Genomic DNA, 15,386 nt, shown 5'->3' with positions numbered 1-15,386 from the left:
GTCTTTTTGTTATGGAGCGGCAAGCGTAGGGATGGCGGCGAGCGGTCGCAAGGTCACACGCTGTGCGTGTCGCGCAATGTTGATCTGCAGGATGCCGCTTGCGTTCAGTGCAGGACCTGAAGCTGCCGCGGCAGCCACAGCGAGATTTCCGGCAGATAGGTCACGCACATCAGGACAAAGAACATCACAGCGTAGAATGGCCAGATCTTGCGCATGACCTGCTCGATCGTGACCTTGCCGACCGCGCAGCCGACAAACAGGATCGCACCGACAGGTGGATGGCACAGGCCGATGCCGAGATTGAGCAGCATGATCATGCCGAAATGGACCGGATCGACGCCGAAGTTCTTCATGACCGGCAGCAAGATTGGCGTTGCGATCAGGATCGATGGCGCCATGTCGACGAGCGTGCCGAGCACCAGCAGAAGGACGTTGATCAGGAGCAGGATGACGTACTTGTTGTCGGAGATCGACAGGAAGAAGGCGGTCATCTTGGCCGGCATCTGCGTCAGCGCCATGATGTAGCCGACGCTTGAGGCGCAGGCGATCAGCGTCATCACCATCGCGACGGTGCGCAGCGTGCGATGGAGTAGCACCGGCAGGTCGCGCCAGCGACAGTCGCGATAGATGAACATGGTGACGAAGAACGCCCAAATGCAGGCGATGGCGCCGGCCTCAATTGCGGTGAAGATGCCGCCGAGAATGCCGCCCAGGATGATGACGAGGGTGATGAGGCCCCAGGACGCGTCGATGGCGATCCGGATCGCGTCCTTGGCCGGCACGGTCTGGCCGTGCGGATGCTTCTCGCGATAGGCGACGGCGAGGCACAGGATGATGAGCGAGAAGCCGAGCAGCAGCCCGGGGAATAAGCCGGCCATGAAGAGGGCGCTGATCGAGATCGTTCCGCCGGTCGCCAGCGAGTAGAGCACCGCATTGTGGCTCGGCGGCACCAGGAGGGCCTGGACCGACGAGGTGATCGTCAGATTGGTCGCGAACACGCGCGGATAGCCGTTCCGCTCCATCTGCGGGATCATCACCGAGCCGATCGCAGATGTATCGGCGACGGCCGATCCGGAGATGCCGCTCAGGAACGTCGTCGCCAGTACGTTGACGATCGAGAGGCCGCCGCGCAGGCGCGTCAGTCCGACCAGCACGTCGGCAAACGCGACCAGACGCCGCGCCATGCCACCTTCTGCCATGATGGCGCCGGCCAGCACGAAAAACGGGATCGTCAGCATCGCGACCTTGCTCACGCCGTCGGAGATCTTCAGCATCACCGCTTCCAGGGGAATGCCGATCCACAACGCGCCAACGATGGCCGCCATCGCCAGCGAGTAGGCGATCGGCATGCCGATGAGGAAGCAGAGCAGCATGGTCGCGAGCAGGATGGAGATGTCCATGGTGGCTTCTCGCGGTCAGTCGATCGATGCGTCGCGATGCGGGCCGATCGGATCGGGCGGCGCACCGAGGAAGATCCGTTCGATGATGAACAACAGCAGGCAGGCGCCGCCGATCGGAATCGGAAGATAGGTGACGCCGACCGACAGGGACGGGAAGTCGGCGATCGTGTTGTGCCAGGTCACCTCGACGAGCCGATAGCCCCAGATCATCATGAAGAGCGCGATCAGGCCCATCAGGAGTTGCACGGTGAGGTCGGCGAGCCACCGGAGCGGGGCCGGCAGCTTGCCGGCGAAATAGCCGACATTCATGTGCAGGTTGAGCCGATATCCGGCGGCAGCGCCGATGAAGGTTACGACGATGGTGAGCAGCACCGCGAGCGGTTCGGGCCAGGAGGCGGCGCTGTTCAGGACATAGCGCGTGAACACCGCCCAGGGGATGACGGCCGAGATCAGGATCAGTGCTGCAGAGCCCGTGACGACGCAGGCCAGATACAAATAATCCATCGCGCGGCGATATGATCCGGCCATGTCCATTTCCCGTATGTTGTCGATTTCCCGCGTGACGCCGTGTCAGGCGGACTGGATACGTCCGATCATCTCCTGATATTTCGGGCCGTATTTGTCCCATACCGGCTTGACCGCGTTCTGGAACGGTGCCTTGTCAGCAATCTCGATGATCTCGCAGCCGGCGGCCTTCGCTTTCTCCATCGCCTGCTGCTCGTATGTGTTCCAGAGCCCGCGCTCTTCCATTTGCGCCTCGCGGGCAAGATTCCTGATCAGCGTCTGGTCGTCGGCTGACAGCGCGGACCAGGCTCGCTTCGAGAACACCAGCACTTCGGGAACGATCAGGTGTTCGGTGAGCGAAAAATGCTTCGCCGCGGTGTAGTGATTGCTGAAGACGTAGCTCGGCGGATTGTTCTCGGCGCCGTCGATGACGCCGGTCTGCAGCGCGCTGAACACCTGGTCGTAGCCCATCGCGACGCCGTTGCCGCCGAGCGCGTTCATCATGTCGATGAAGATCGGATTGCCGATGACGCGGAACTTGAGGCCCTTGATGTCGGCGATCGTCTTGATCGAATGCTTGGTGTTGTAGAGGCTGCGCGCACCGGAATTCATCCAGCACAGTGCGACAAGCCCGGCATTCGGGCTCGCCGTGATCTTGTCCAGCAGCTCCTGGCCAATCGGGCCGTCCATCATCCGCTCGGCATGCGCCATGTTCTTGAACAGGAAGGGCATGTTGACGACGTTGATGTCATCGACGATCGGACCGATCGAGCCCGCGCTGACGCGCAGCATTTGGATCGCGCCGATTTGGGTCTGCTCGATGGTTTCCTTCTCGCCGCCGAGCTGCATCGAGGGGAACATCTGCAGCGAGAGGCGGCCGTTGGTCGCCGCCGCAAGCTTCTTGCCGAGATTTTCCGTCGCGACCACGGTCGGATAGCCCGGCGGTTGCACGTCCGACGCCTTGAACACCGCTTTCGACTGGGCGAGGGCACTCTGCGTTGAGGTCGCAACGGCCGCGCCAAGGCCGACGCCGATCTTGATGATGTCGCGACGGATGAGCCCGGCACCGCGGGTCCGCGATCGATCTGTATGGTTCATTGTCATTCCTCCCAAAATGCCTGGCCGGCGTCCGGCCGCGTTCATGCCGGCTGGCGTTGCTCGTCGAAGAACTCCGGATTGTTGTGCTGGGTGGCCGCGATGTCGGCCAGCAGGCGTTCGAGGTGTCTCGTCATCGCGGCTCCGGCGGCTGCCGGGTCGCGTGCCTCGATCGCGGCCATGACGGCCTCATGCTCGGCGATGACTTCGGCCATCCGCCCACGCTGCGGCAGGGTGAGCCATCGGAAGCGGTCGACGTGAACCTTGACCTGCAGGATCAGCTTCCAGATGCCGGGGTGTCCGGCAATTTCGGCGATGGTGGCGTGAAAGGCCTCGTCGGCCTGGTGGAATGCCTCGCGATCATCGGCCTTCTCGGCTTCGCGCTGGCGTTCGAGGATCGCGTGCAGGCCAAGGATCTGGCTGGCGCTGGCGCGCTCGGTCGCCATGCGGGTCGTGGTTTCCTCCAGCGACCTGCGGACGATGATGGCCTCCGGGAGAGCGGCGAGCGGGATGCGCGACACGAAGATGCCTGACTGCGGGAAAATCTCGACCAAGCCTTCGTCCGACAGGCGCAGGATGGCTTCCCGCACCGGCGTCCGGCTGACGCCATAGGAGCGCGCGATCTCGGCCTCGATGATCGGGTCGCCAGGCCTGCGCTGCGAGGAGACGAGTTCGGCACGCAACTCGGCGTAGATCCGCGCCGCCGCCGTTGCGGTCCGTGGACGACCGGTCCGCCTGCGGCCGGCGGGGTTGCGGAGCTCCGACTTTTTCGGCGAGCGGGCGGGCATGCTTGCTCCCAAAACTGATATATTAGTATATGAAGCGACCGCTGAAGGCAAAGGAGCTTCGCTCGCATCCCGGGAGGTCACATGACTGACTACCGCAAGCTGTTCGATCTCACCGGCAAGACCGCCGTGGTGCTGGGCGCCGCCTCGGGTATCGGCAAATCCTCAGCTGAAGCGCTGGCCTCGCTGGGCGCGCGCGTGCTGTGCGCCGATCGCACGCTGGAGGGCGCGGAGGCGACTGCCGCAGCGATACGGGAGCAGGGCGGATCGGCAATCGCGGCCGGTTGCGATGCGGCCGACCGTGCGGACGTCCAGGCATTGTCGGCGAAGGCGCTCGCGAAATTGCAACGCGTCGACATCGCGGTCACCACACCGGGGTTGAACATCCGCAAGACCATCCTCGACTACACCGAGGAGGATCTCGACCGCGTCATCAACCTCAACATCAAGGGCACCATCTGGTTCTTCCAGGCGTTCGGCCGCATCATGGTCCAGCAGCAAGGCGGCAGCCTGATTGCCTGCTCCTCGGTGCGCGCGGTGACGATTGAGCCGGGGCTCGCAGTCTATGGCTCGACCAAGGCCGCGATCGGTCTCCTGGTCAAGGGCTTCGCATCCGAGGTCGGCCGCTCCGGCGTCCGCGTCAATGCGATCGCGCCGAGCATCGCGGAGACCGCGTTGACCGGCCCGTTCAAGCAGCGACCGGACATCTACAATCTCTATGCCGGGCACACCGTGTTCAATCGCTGGAGCAGCGCCGACGAAGTCGCCACCGCCGTCGCCTATCTTGCATCCGACGCAGCGAGCTATGTCAGCGGCACCACGCTGTTTGTCGACGGTGGCTGGACGGCGGTTGATGGACCGCCGACAGGTCTCACCCAATTGGAGCGCTAGTTACGACGTCGGGCCGGAGACGAAACCAGCCTGACTGCGTAGTTCAGACGCACCCGCCGACGTCAGCAACGCGATCAGGCGCTCTGCCTGCCATGCAGCCGATGCCTGCGTTGCAACGGCAGCCGTATACATGGTCGCGAGCTCGCATCCCGGCGGCAAGGTGCCCGACAGCACGACACCCGGAGTGCTGATGATCTCGGTCGATTGCGTGCAACCGATCGGTCGCCGGTCTCGGGACTCGGCCAGATGTCGCATCGCCGTCGCGCCGTTCGGAAGGATTTTCAGCCGATCTGCGACGACGTCAATGATATCGAGTTGCGCCAGCACCTTGGCGACATGAATGCCGGCGGTCGACGCCTTGGTATCCGGCACGAAGATCGCGTCCGCCGCGAGCAGCATTGTGCGCAGGCTTGCTGCGTCCTCAGCGCGCGCCGGTGGATCGCCCGCACGGACCGCAAGCGCCGTTTCAACGCGGCCGATGTCGGCGATCGAGTTGCGCAGAACCAGCCCTTCGTCGGCAAGCGTCGCGATCAGCGCAGCGGTCAGGATGACGATGTCGGTCGGAACGCCGGCCCGCAACCTGTCGGCCATGGCGCCGACCGCGCCAAAATCGCCGGCAATGCCGAGGCCGGTCTCAGCTTCAAACGCAGGCGCAAGGCTGCTCACCAGCCCCTGTGCCGCGCCGCCGCTCAGAATGTTCAACGTCTTCATGTGCACTGTTCCATCACCACGGTCCTGCCGCCACGTGCCTATTCGGTCTTGTCCAGTCGTTTGACGACGTCCGCCCACTTCACGATATCGGCGCGCAGGAACCTGTCGAAGGCCTCCGGCGTCATCGTCATCGGCACCGCGCCCTGTTCGGCCCAGAGCTTCTCGACCTCCGGCCGCTTGATCGCGGCGTTTACGGCCACGTTGAGTTTGTCGATGATCGGTTTCGGCGTACCCGCTGGCGCCATCAGGCCGAGCCAGATCGTCGCCTCGTAACCGGAAACACCCGCCTCGATGACCGTCGGAACGCCTGGCAACACCGCGGAACGGGTCTTGCCGGTTGTGGCAAGCGCGCGTACCTGGTTTTCGGCAACATTCGATGCCATCGCCGGCACGGCATCGATCATCATCTGGACCTGGCCACCGATGACGCCGCTGCGGGCTTCGCCGCTGTTGCGGTAGGGCACATGCACGAGGTTGATCCCGGCCATGGCTTTGAACAATTCGCCCGCCATGTGATACGGCGTCCCCTGACCCGACGAGGCGTAGTTCAGCTTTCCGGGCTCTGCCTTTGCGAGCGCGATGAATTCCTGCGGCGTCCTTGCCGGCACGGCGGGGTGGACCACGATCACGAGATCCGACGTGTTCAGCGATGCGACCGGCACGAGGTCGCGCATCAGCTCGTATTTGCGTTGGGGCACCAGCGATTCATTCGCGGTCTGGGTGTTCGACATCATCAGAAGTGTGTAGCCATCGGCGGGCGCCTTCGCGACCTCGAGTGTGCCGATCACGCCGCCGGCGCCGGTGCGGTTCTCCACCACGAAGGGCTGGCCGAGGCTTTCCTGCAGGATGCTGCCGATCTGCCGCGCAACGACGTCGGCCGGACCGCCGGGGCCGAAGGGAACGATGATCCTGACCGGCCGCGCGGGGTAATCCTCGGCGTCGGCATACGAGCCCGACATCGGGACGATCAGCAATGCCGCGACACACATCAAGGCGTACCGAAAGCCCGCCATTGATCGTCTCCCCCAACTTTAGTCTTCTTTCTTGATCAGAAGTCTAGCTGCAACCTGAAGGCTCTGTCGACGACAGACTCCGTCTTCGCGCATCGGAATAAGAGCGGGAGGACGGTGTACTCAAACTTCGCCATCACGTGCGGGGAATCAAATGAGGAAACATCCTGGGCTATCGCGGCGCGATCTGCTGAAGGGCTCCAGCGCCGTGCTGGCGGGCGCCGCCTTTTCAACGCGTGTGATGGCTGCCGCGCCACCTGCGGAACCGGTGACGCCGGCGCTGATCGAAGCAGCGAAGAAAGAGGGGCAGGTCGTCTATTACACCTCGACCGATCTGCCGGTCGCCGAGAAGCTGGCGAAGGCATTCGAAGCGAAATATGCCGGGATTACCGTGCGTGTCGAACGCACCGGCGCGGAGCGCGTGTTCCAGCGGGTCGGCCAAGAATATTCCAGCAACATTCATGCGGTCGACGTCGTCAATTCCTCCGATGCTGCACATTTCATCGTGTGGAAGCGCGACGGCATCCTGGCGCCCTACGTCCCGGAGGAGGTCGCGAAATACTATCCGGACGAACATCGCGATGCGGACGGACAGTTCGCCAGCTTCCGGGTCTGGCTGTCGATCATTGCCTACAACACCAATCTCGTGAAGGCCGAGGAGGCGCCGCGGAGTTTTGCCGATCTGCTGGATCCGAAGTGGAAGGGCAAGATCGTGAAGGGGCATCCCGGCTACAGCGGCACCATCATGACCGCGACCTATCAGATGCAGCGCGATCTCGGCTGGAGCTTCTTCGAGCAGCTCGCCAAACAGAACATCATGCAGGTGCAATCCTCGACCGATCCACCGAAGAAGCTCGATCTCGGCGAGCGCGCTGTGATGGCCGACGGCAACGAGTACAATATCTTTCAGCTGAAGGAAGCGGGCCGGCCGGTCGAGCCGGTTTATGCCACCGAGGGATCGCCGCTCATCGTCGGGCCCAATGGGATATTCAAGGACTGTCCACATCCCAATGCGGCAAGGCTGTTTCAATCCTTCGCGCTCGGGCGCGAAGGGCAGCAACTCAATGTCGAGATCGGCGGTCTCAGGTCCGTCCACGCGCAGGCCCAGGAAAAAGCCGGGCGCAAGCCGCTAAAGGACATCAAGACGATGAAGGACGATCCGGCGGCGGTGGAGCGGGAAGGCGAATCGATCAAGACACGATACACCCGCATCTTCCGCGTTTGACCGACGGTTCAGGCCGAGAGCGGGTTGTCTCGGCCGTTGTCGCATGGCTCATGCCCGGTTTTTGCCCGGGTTGGGTCAATAATGCCCCTCGGCGGAGGGGATATTTGATGTTACCAATTTGGCATGAACCAGCATGCCAAGGTCGACATCCGCCATTCCACCTGTCCGCACGACTGCCCCTCGGCATGTGCGCTCGACGTCGAGGTGATCGAAGGACGTTCGATCGGCAGGGTACGCGGCTCCAAGCAGCAGACCTATACGGCCGGTGTGGTCTGCGCCAAGGTCGCGCGCTATGCCGAGCGGATTCATCACGCCGAGCGGCTGACGGTTCCGCTGCGCCGGACCGGGCCGAAGGGCTCCGGCCAGTTCGCGCGGATTTCCTGGGACGAGGCGCTCGATGAGATCGCCGCGCGTTTCGATGCCGCCGAGCGCGAGTTCGGCGCCGAGTCGGTCTGGCCTTACTACTACGCCGGCACCATGGGGCTCGTGATGCGCGACGGCCTCAATCGCCTGTCGCATGTTAAGAAGTATTCGCGCTTCTACGGCACGATCTGCTCGACCATCGCGCGCATCGGCTTTGCCGCCGGGACCGGCAAGATCGCTGGCGTCGATCCCCGCGAGATGGGCGTGTCCGACCTTGTCGTGATCTGGGGCACCAATCCGGTGAACACTCAGGTCAACGTGATGACGCATGCGTCCCGCGCGCGGAAGGAGCGCGGCGCCAAGATCGCCGCAGTCGACGTCTACAACAACGAGACCATGAAGCAGGCCGACATCAAGATCCTGCTGCGGCCGGGAACCGATGGCGCCTTCGCCTGCGCCGTGATGCACGTGCTGTTCCGCGAGGGATTTGCCGATCGCGATTACCTCGCGCGCTATACCGATTGCCCCGGCGAGCTCGAGGCGCATCTGAAGACCCGCACGCCGGAATGGGCCTCGGCGATCTCGGGCGTGCCGGTCGCGGAGATCGAGGCGTTCGCGCGGCTGGTCGGACGGACCAAGCGCTCATTCTTCCGTCTGGGCTACGGTTTCACCCGCAGCCGCAACGGCGCCGCCCAGATGCACGCCGCCTCGTGCATTCCCGCTATCACCGGTGCCTGGCAGTATGAGGGCGGCGGCGCGTTCTTCAACAATGCCGGAATCTGGCGCTTCGACGAGTCGATCATCGAGGGCCACGATGCGATCGATCCCACGACGCGGGTGCTCGATCAGTCAAAGATCGGCCGCATCCTGACCGGCGATGCCGAGGCGCTGCGCGGCGGTGGACCGGTCAAGGCGATGCTGATCCAGAACACCAATCCGATGACGGTGGCGCCCGAGCAGGCGCTGGTGCGGGAGGGATTTGCGCGCGAGGATCTGTTCGTCGCGGTGCATGAGCAGTTCATGACCGAGACGGCGCAGATGGCCGATATCGTGCTGCCGGCGACGATGTTCATGGAGCACGACGACCTCTATTACGGCGGTGGCCATCAGCACATCTCGGTCGGCCCGAAGCTGATCGATCCGCCCGGCGAGTGCCGCTCGAACCACGAGGTGCTGCAGGGGCTCGGCCGCAGACTGAACGCCGTGCATCCCGGCTTCGACATGACGCCGCGCCAGCTGATCGATGCGACGCTGAAGAAGAGCGGGCACGGTGAGATCGAGGCGCTGGAGGCCGACATCTGGCGCGATCTGCAGCCCGATTTCCGCACCTCGCATTATCTCGACGGCTTTGCTCATGCCGACAAGAAGTTCCACTTCAAGGTCGATTGGGGCAAGGTGCCGGTCGGTTCGGGCGGGCTGATGGGCGCCTGGGACAAGATGCCCTCGCTACCCGACCACTGGACGATCATCGAGGAGGCGGACGCGCAGCATCCGTTCCGGCTCGCGACGTCGCCGTCGCGCAGCTTCCTCAACACCAGCTTCAACGAAACGCCGTCGTCGCAGGCCCGCGAGGGCGCGCCCACCGTGATGATCCATCCCGACGATGCGGCCGGCCTGTCGATCGCGGATGGCGACGCCGTGACGCTGGGCAACACGCGCGGCGAGACCACGCTGACCGCAAAACTGTTCGATGGCGTTCGTCGCGGCGTGCTGATTGCTGAGTCGATCCATCCGAACAAGTCGCATATCGGCGGCCGCGGCATCAACATGTTGACCGGGGCCGAAGCCGTCGCTCCGGTCGGCGGCGCCGCGTTCCACGACAACAAGGTCTGGATCAGGAAGGCGCCGGCCGCCGCATAATCCCGCTTGCAGTCGGTGCCGATCCTGCCGCAAATGTCGGCTGACAACAGCACACGGGCAGGAAAGAAGGCGGAAAACATGATCGACAACAGCGTTCTCTTGGAAAAGCGCGGGCAGGCCTACTGGATCACCATCAACCGCCCGGACAAGCGAAACGCGCTCAATGCCGGCGTGATCGCGGGCATCGCCAGGGGCTATCGCGAGGCGCATGACGACAAGGATGTGCGCGTCATCGTGCTGACCGGCGCGGGCGACAAGGCGTTCTGCGCCGGTGCCGATCTGCAGAACAGCGGCGCCGCGTTCTCGATGGATTTTTCGCGGCCGAATGTCGACTACGCCGATCTGCTGCGGTTGTCGCAGAACGCGACCAAGCCCGCGATCGCGCGGGTCGGCGGCGTCTGCATGGCCGGCGGCATGGGGCTGTTGTGCATGACTGACATGGCGGTGGCTGCCGATGGCGTGATCTTCGGTCTGCCCGAGGTGAAGGTCGGCGTGTTTCCAATGCAGGTGCTGAGCCTGCTGCAATCGATCGCGCCGCCGCGTCTCGTCAACGAATGGGCGCTGACCGGCGAGCCGTTCGATGCGAAGACGGCGCAAGCCGCGGGCCTTCTCAACTACATCGTGCCGGCGGCCGAGCTCGACGCCAAGGTCGATTGGCTGATCGGCCGGATCGTCGACAAGTCCCCGACGGCGATCCGCCGCGGCAAATACGCCATGCGCGCGATCGCGTCGATGTCGTTCGACGAAAGCATCGCCTACACCGAAAGCCAGATCGCGCTGCTCGCGATGACCGAGGACGCCAAGGAAGGCCTCAAGGCCTTCGGCGAAAAGCGCAAGCCGACATGGACCGGGCGATAGGTAGGGGTTACACCTGCAGACAATCCCCGCTGGATTCGCCGAAAATGCCCCCAAAGCGGACGTGTTTGAGAGTTCAGAAGTTGCTAATTCTACGAGAACTCGCGTATGCACTCCGTGTAGGACCGTAATGTGAGAGATTCAAATGGCGATGGAGCTGAGGGGCGCGAGCGGCGAGGGATTTGCGACGATTGCCGCTGACGGCCGTGTGTTGGATTCCTGGTTTCTCCGGCTGAGCCTGGTTGCGGATGCCGACAAGGCGGCAACGGTACGGCTGACGAGCGACGAGATCACCAGGTCGTTGGGTGAGGCGGCAGACGGATGTGCGCGACACGACGACATCCGCAATGTCGACTTCGTTCCTATTCGTACAAAAATTGACTCCCTTGCGTCGGCGCCGGCTGATGTGCACGACGCATATCTTCGCCTCCATCTGCTGAGCCACCGGCTCGTCCAACCGAATTGTCTGAACCTCGACGGAATATTCGGTCTGTTACCAAACGTTGCCTGGACGACGCTCGGTCCCTGCGAACCCTCCCGTGTACCGGACGCGCGACTCGGAGCGCGTAAGCGTGCCCTCGCATTCGAGGTGACGGGCGTGGATAAGTTTCCGCGCATGACTGATTACGTGACCCACGCGGACGTTAGAATTGCGGATGCGGATCGCGTTAGGCTCGGGGCTCACTTGGCTCCAGGCACAACCGTCATGCATGAAGGCTTTTGCAATTTCAATGCGGGCACGCTCGGTCCCTGCATGGTCGAAGGCCGGATCAGCGCCGGTGTGGTTGTCGGAAGCGGCAGCGACATTGGTGGCGGAGCGTCGATCATGGGCACTCTGTCTGGCGGAGGGAAAGAAAGGATTACAGTTGGCGAGCGCTGCCTGATCGGAGCCAACGCCGGTATCGGCATTTCATTGGGTGACGATTGTATCGTCGAGGCGGGCTGTTATGTCACCGCTGGCGCGCGCATCCTTCTGGAAGATGGCCGAGTGCTGAAAGCCAAGGAGCTCTCGGGCCAGAAGGGCCTGCTCTTTCGTCGTAACTCCCAGAGCGGCGCTCTTGAGGCAACCAGACGGACACCGAACTGGGACGGCCTCAACGCGAAACTTCACGGCTAGGCCGTTCGAACGAAGACGTTGTCGCGACGATCGTGGCGCGTCAGCGATGTCGCCTTGCGGCCCATCGCGGCAGTTGCTGCGGTTGCACGGAGGAGGTCGATGTCGGCGCGAACCGGACATCGACCAATATCTATGAGTGCGCGGCTGACCGCGCCTAGCCCGGTAGATCAGCCCGCGTTGGCCTTCAGGCCGGCGGCTTCGATGCCGGCCACGGCGCAGATCTCGTCATTGTCTGACGTGTCGCCGCTGACGCCGACGGCGCCGAACAGGGTGGTGCCGTCCATGATCAGCACGCCGCCGGGGACTGGCACCAGCCGGCCCTGCGCCAGCGTGTTCACGGAATCGATGAAATAGGCCTGCTCCTGCGCGCGCTGGAACAGCGCCCGCGATCCCATGCCGAGCGCGAGCGCGCCAAAGGCCTTGCCATGGGCGATCTCGGCCCGCATCAGGCTGGTGCCGTCCTGCGCCGCCGTCAGCTTCACCGCGCCGCGGGCGTCGAGGATGGTGACCACCAGCGGCTTCAGCTTCTTCTCGACGCCCTTGGCGAGCGCGGCATCCAGAATCTTGCGGGCGGTGTCGAGAGTGAGCTCAGCCATGGGCCTTGTCCTTTGTCGGCAATGATTGGTCGGATTTCGATGTCGCACGTTTCAGGCTCATCGCCAATACGCTGGCGACATGCAGCGGCGTGCGGCCGCTGCCGTCCTTGATCTGGTGCCGGCACGAGGTGCCGTCGGCCACGATCAGCGTGTCCTGATCGGCGCTGCGCACCGCAGGCAGCAGCGACAGCTCGGCCATCTCGATCGAGGCCTGATAGGTGTCCGCACCATAGCCGAACGCGCCGGCCATGCCGCAGCAGCTCGACTCGATGGTTGTGACCTCGAGGCCAGGCACGAGGCGCAGCACTTTCTCCACCGGCTTGAACGCGCCAAAGGACTTTTGATGGCAATGCCCGTGCACGACCGCCTTTGCAGCAACGGCGCCGAGCGGCAGCGCGAGGCGTCCAGCCTCGGCCTCGCGCACCAGGAATTCCTCGAACAGCAAAGCGTGTGCGCTGACGCTCTTGGCGGTGTCATCGGAACGCAGCGACAGCAGCTCGTCGCGCAGGGTCAGCAGGCAGCTCGGCTCGAGGCCGATGATCGGCACGCCGCGCGCCGCGAACGGCGCGTAGGTCGCAACCAGCCGGTCGAGCTCGGTGCGGGCCTGATCGACCAACCCGGCCGACAGGAACGTCCGTCCGCAGCAGGGCGGCCGGCTGCCGTCGGATGGCTTGGGCAGATGCACACGATAGCCGCCGGCGACCAGCACTTCGATTGCGGCGTCGAGATTCTCCCGCTCATAGCCGCGGTTGAACGTATCGGCGAACAACACCACTTCGCGGCCATCAGGCGCGCCGAGCACCTCGGCCTCGGGGCGGAACGTATCGCTGCGAAACGCCGGCAGCGCGCGTTTGGCGCTGATGCCGGCGAGCTTCTCGAACAGCGCGCGCAGCCACGGGCTTCGGTTGCGCCAGTTCGCGATCGGGGCGAAGCGCGAGGCGAGATCGAGGTAGCGCGGCAGATAGCCGACCAGCCGGTCACGCAGCGACAGGCCGTGCGTCGCGGCGCGGGCAGCGAGCACCTCGATCTTCATCTTGGCCATGTCGACGCCGGTCGGGCATTCGTGGCGGCAGGCCTTGCAGGAGACGCAGAGTTTCAGCGTCTCCATCATCTCGTCGGAGGCCAGCGCGTCGGGGCCGAGCTGGCCTGATATCGCGAGCCGCAACGTGTTGGCGCGGCCGCGGGTGACGTCCTTTTCATTACGGGTAGCACGATAAGACGGGCACATCACGCCGCCTTCGAGCTTGCGGCAGGCGCCGTTGTTGTTGCACATCTCGACCGCGCCCTGGAAACCGCCGCCGGCGCCGGGATAGGCCGACCAGTCGAGCACGGTCTTCAGTTCGCCGACGCGATAGTCGGGCGAGAACCGAAACAGCGAACGATCGTCCATCTTGGGTGGATCGACGATCTTGCCCGGGTTGAGGGTATTGCTGGGATCGAAGCGCTGCTTGACCTCGCGAAAATCGGCGACGATGCGCTGCCCGAACATCGTTTCGTGGAATTCCGAGCGCACCAGGCCGTCGCCATGCTCGCCGGAATGCGAGCCCTTGTATTCGCGCACCATCGCGAAGGCTTCCTCGGCAATGGCGCGCATTGCCTTGACGTCCTTCTCGAGCTTGAGGTTGAGCACCGGCCGCACATGCAGGCAGCCTTCGGAGGCGTGCGCATACATCGTGCCGCGGGTGCCGTGCCTGGCGAACACGGCGTTGAGCCGTTCGGTGTAGTCGGCAAGGTGCGGCAGCGGCACCGCGCAATCCTCGACGAACGAGACCGGCTTGCCCTCCTGCTTCATCGACATCATGACGTTGAGGCCGGCGGCCCGGAAATCGGCGATGCCGGTCTGCAGCGCGGGCTCGACGATCTCGACCACGCCGCCCCATTTGCGCTGCGGCTTGTCCCAGCCGAAGCCGAGATCGCCCATCAGCGCGCCGAGCTGCCTTAGGCGGGCGAGATTGTCGGCCTGATCTTCCTCGGCGAACTCGACCACCAGGATCGCGTCCGGATCGCCGCGCACCGCGGCCGAAATGATCGGCTGGAACATCGCGATCTCGCGGCCGAGCGCGATCATGGTGCGATCGACCAGTTCCACCGCAATGGGCCGCAGCTTCACCAGATGCTGGGCCGCGTCCATCGCCTCATAGAAGCTGCCGAAATGGCAGACGCCGAGCGCCTTGTTGCGGATCACTGGCCACAGCTTGAGCTCGACCTGCGTCGTGAAGGCGAGGGTGCCCTCCGAGCCGACCAAAAGATGCGCCATGTTGTTCGGTGCGTTGCGGGGCACCAGTGCGTCGAGGTTATAGCCGCCGACGCGGCGCTGCACCTTGGGGAATTTGTCCGCGATCTCGAGCGCCTCGCGCTCGCCGAGATCGAGCATGTCGCGGAACAGCTTCAATCCGCTGTCGGACGCATTGACCCGCGTCAGGTCGCGCGGCACCTCGCCGAAATGCAGCAGCGTGCCGTCGGCAAGCGCAGCATCCATCGACAGCGTGTTGTCGCGCATGGTGCCGTAGCGCAGCGAGCGGCCGCCGCAGGAATTGTTGCCGGCCATGCCGCCGATCGTGGCGCGCGACGCGGTCGAAACGTCGACCGGAAACCACAGCCCGTGCTTCCTGAGTTGGCGATTGAGATCATCGAGCACGATGCCGGGCTCGACCACGCAGGTGCGGTTCTCGACGTCGAGTGAAATGATCTTGTTCAGATGTTTGGACAGGTCGACCACGATGCCGTCATTGACGGTCTGGCCGCATTGCGAGGTGCCGCCGCCGCGCGGGGTCACGATCCGCCCGGCGTCGCGGACGATAGCAAGCGTGCGCAGCGCCTCGTCGATGGTCCGCGGCACCACCACACCGGCCGGCATGATCTGGTAGAACGAGGCGTCGGTCGCGTAGCGGCCACGGTTGAAGGCATCAAAAAACACGTCGCCGGTCAGGTCGGACCGCAGGCGCTGTTCGAGCGATGAGGCGTTCTTCATCCC

13 protein-coding genes are annotated in these 15,386 nt (G+C 64.1%); 5 read left to right on the top strand and 8 right to left on the bottom strand.

What is annotated here, in order from left to right; genetic code table 11:
• Positions 1 to 104: 104 nt before the first annotated feature.
• The 4 genes from QDT69_RS12065 to QDT69_RS12050 are packed head-to-tail and all read right to left on the bottom strand — an operon-like array spanning position 105 to position 3,787.
• Positions 105 to 1,400, bottom strand: a complete 1,296-nt coding sequence (locus tag QDT69_RS12065; protein ID WP_279706764.1) for a TRAP transporter large permease — start codon at positions 1,398 to 1,400, stop codon at positions 105 to 107.
• Positions 1,401 to 1,415: 15 nt separating this feature from the next.
• Positions 1,416 to 1,928 carry a TRAP transporter small permease gene (locus QDT69_RS12060; RefSeq protein WP_279706763.1) on the bottom strand — a complete coding sequence of 171 codons (513 nt, stop codon included), beginning with the start codon at positions 1,926 to 1,928 and terminating at the stop codon, positions 1,416 to 1,418.
• A gap of 42 nt (positions 1,929 to 1,970) precedes the next feature.
• Positions 1,971 to 3,002: a TRAP transporter substrate-binding protein gene (locus QDT69_RS12055; RefSeq protein WP_279706762.1), complete on the bottom strand. Its 1,032-nt coding sequence runs from the start codon at positions 3,000 to 3,002 to the stop codon at positions 1,971 to 1,973.
• 41 nt (positions 3,003 to 3,043) lie between these two features.
• Complete coding sequence (locus tag QDT69_RS12050; protein WP_279706761.1) at positions 3,044 to 3,787, bottom strand: GntR family transcriptional regulator; 744 nt, start codon at positions 3,785 to 3,787, stop codon at positions 3,044 to 3,046.
• An 81-nt stretch (positions 3,788 to 3,868) separates the two neighbouring features.
• On the opposite strand from QDT69_RS12050, the gene QDT69_RS12045 reads away from it, so the two are divergent.
• Complete coding sequence (locus QDT69_RS12045; protein WP_279706760.1) at positions 3,869 to 4,675, top strand: SDR family NAD(P)-dependent oxidoreductase; 807 nt, start codon at positions 3,869 to 3,871, stop codon at positions 4,673 to 4,675.
• Here the strand turns inward: QDT69_RS12045 and QDT69_RS12040 are convergent, their stop codons facing one another.
• Both QDT69_RS12040 and QDT69_RS12035 read right to left on the bottom strand, forming a co-directional pair.
• The gene (locus QDT69_RS12040; protein ID WP_279706759.1) at positions 4,676 to 5,386 is read right to left on the bottom strand and encodes a substrate-binding domain-containing protein; all 711 of its coding nucleotides are present in this window, start codon (positions 5,384 to 5,386) and stop codon (positions 4,676 to 4,678) included. It lies immediately after the preceding gene.
• A gap of 38 nt (positions 5,387 to 5,424) precedes the next feature.
• Positions 5,425 to 6,399, bottom strand: a complete 975-nt coding sequence (locus tag QDT69_RS12035; protein ID WP_279706758.1) for a tripartite tricarboxylate transporter substrate binding protein — start codon at positions 6,397 to 6,399, stop codon at positions 5,425 to 5,427.
• A gap of 151 nt (positions 6,400 to 6,550) precedes the next feature.
• On the opposite strand from QDT69_RS12035, the gene QDT69_RS12030 reads away from it, so the two are divergent.
• The 4 genes from QDT69_RS12030 to dapD all read left to right on the top strand — a co-directional run bounded on the left by QDT69_RS12030 (position 6,551) and on the right by dapD (position 11,816).
• Positions 6,551 to 7,621, top strand: a complete 1,071-nt coding sequence (locus QDT69_RS12030; RefSeq protein WP_279706757.1) for an extracellular solute-binding protein — start codon at positions 6,551 to 6,553, stop codon at positions 7,619 to 7,621.
• A 123-nt stretch (positions 7,622 to 7,744) separates the two neighbouring features.
• Complete coding sequence (locus QDT69_RS12025; RefSeq protein ID WP_279706756.1) at positions 7,745 to 9,844, top strand: molybdopterin oxidoreductase family protein; 2,100 nt, start codon at positions 7,745 to 7,747, stop codon at positions 9,842 to 9,844.
• Positions 9,845 to 9,922: 78 nt separating this feature from the next.
• The gene (locus QDT69_RS12020; RefSeq protein ID WP_279706755.1) at positions 9,923 to 10,702 is read left to right on the top strand and encodes an enoyl-CoA hydratase/isomerase family protein; all 780 of its coding nucleotides are present in this window, start codon (positions 9,923 to 9,925) and stop codon (positions 10,700 to 10,702) included.
• A gap of 142 nt (positions 10,703 to 10,844) precedes the next feature.
• Entirely contained in the window at positions 10,845 to 11,816 is a 972-nt protein-coding gene (gene dapD, locus QDT69_RS12015; RefSeq protein WP_279706754.1) for a 2,3,4,5-tetrahydropyridine-2,6-dicarboxylate N-succinyltransferase, read from the top strand.
• A gap of 167 nt (positions 11,817 to 11,983) precedes the next feature.
• Here the strand turns inward: dapD and QDT69_RS12010 are convergent, their stop codons facing one another.
• Together QDT69_RS12010 and QDT69_RS12005 are read right to left on the bottom strand one after the other, a co-directional pair.
• Complete coding sequence (locus tag QDT69_RS12010) at positions 11,984 to 12,412, bottom strand: heme-binding protein (protein ID WP_279706753.1); 429 nt, start codon at positions 12,410 to 12,412, stop codon at positions 11,984 to 11,986.
• On the bottom strand, positions 12,405 to 15,383 hold the full coding sequence (locus QDT69_RS12005) for an FAD-binding and (Fe-S)-binding domain-containing protein (protein WP_279706752.1): 2,979 nt from the start codon (positions 15,381 to 15,383) through the stop codon (positions 12,405 to 12,407). Before QDT69_RS12005 ends, QDT69_RS12010 begins: the two co-directional genes overlap by 8 nt.
• Positions 15,384 to 15,386: the final 3 nt, after the last annotated feature.

It is taken from the genome of Bradyrhizobium sp. CER78 (assembly GCF_029846235.1).
GTDB lineage: Bacteria > Pseudomonadota > Alphaproteobacteria > Rhizobiales > Xanthobacteraceae > Bradyrhizobium.
Note: the sequence above shows the minus strand (reverse complement) of the source record. Positions and strands in the feature narration are given on the sequence as shown.

What these genes read in the sequence shown, in the direction of transcription:
- QDT69_RS12035 (WP_279706758.1), bottom strand. Translation starts at nt 6,399, where the DNA reads ATGGCGGGCTTTCGGTACGCCTTGATGTGTGTCGCGGCATTGCTGATC.
- QDT69_RS12045 (WP_279706760.1), top strand. Translation starts at nt 3,869, where the DNA reads ATGACTGACTACCGCAAGCTGTTCGATCTCACCGGCAAGACCGCCGTG.
- QDT69_RS12060 (WP_279706763.1), bottom strand. Translation starts at nt 1,928, where the DNA reads ATGGCCGGATCATATCGCCGCGCGATGGATTATTTGTATCTGGCCTGC.
- QDT69_RS12040 (WP_279706759.1), bottom strand. Translation starts at nt 5,386, where the DNA reads ATGAAGACGTTGAACATTCTGAGCGGCGGCGCGGCACAGGGGCTGGTG.
- QDT69_RS12030 (WP_279706757.1), top strand. Translation starts at nt 6,551, where the DNA reads ATGAGGAAACATCCTGGGCTATCGCGGCGCGATCTGCTGAAGGGCTCC.
- QDT69_RS12055 (WP_279706762.1), bottom strand. Translation starts at nt 3,002, where the DNA reads ATGAACCATACAGATCGATCGCGGACCCGCGGTGCCGGGCTCATCCGT.
- QDT69_RS12005 (WP_279706752.1), bottom strand. Translation starts at nt 15,383, where the DNA reads ATGAAGAACGCCTCATCGCTCGAACAGCGCCTGCGGTCCGACCTGACC.
- QDT69_RS12020 (WP_279706755.1), top strand. Translation starts at nt 9,923, where the DNA reads ATGATCGACAACAGCGTTCTCTTGGAAAAGCGCGGGCAGGCCTACTGG.
- QDT69_RS12025 (WP_279706756.1), top strand. Translation starts at nt 7,745, where the DNA reads ATGAACCAGCATGCCAAGGTCGACATCCGCCATTCCACCTGTCCGCAC.
- QDT69_RS12050 (WP_279706761.1), bottom strand. Translation starts at nt 3,787, where the DNA reads ATGCCCGCCCGCTCGCCGAAAAAGTCGGAGCTCCGCAACCCCGCCGGC.
- QDT69_RS12010 (WP_279706753.1), bottom strand. Translation starts at nt 12,412, where the DNA reads ATGGCTGAGCTCACTCTCGACACCGCCCGCAAGATTCTGGATGCCGCG.
- dapD (WP_279706754.1), top strand. Translation starts at nt 10,845, where the DNA reads ATGGCGATGGAGCTGAGGGGCGCGAGCGGCGAGGGATTTGCGACGATT.
- QDT69_RS12065 (WP_279706764.1), bottom strand. Translation starts at nt 1,400, where the DNA reads ATGGACATCTCCATCCTGCTCGCGACCATGCTGCTCTGCTTCCTCATC.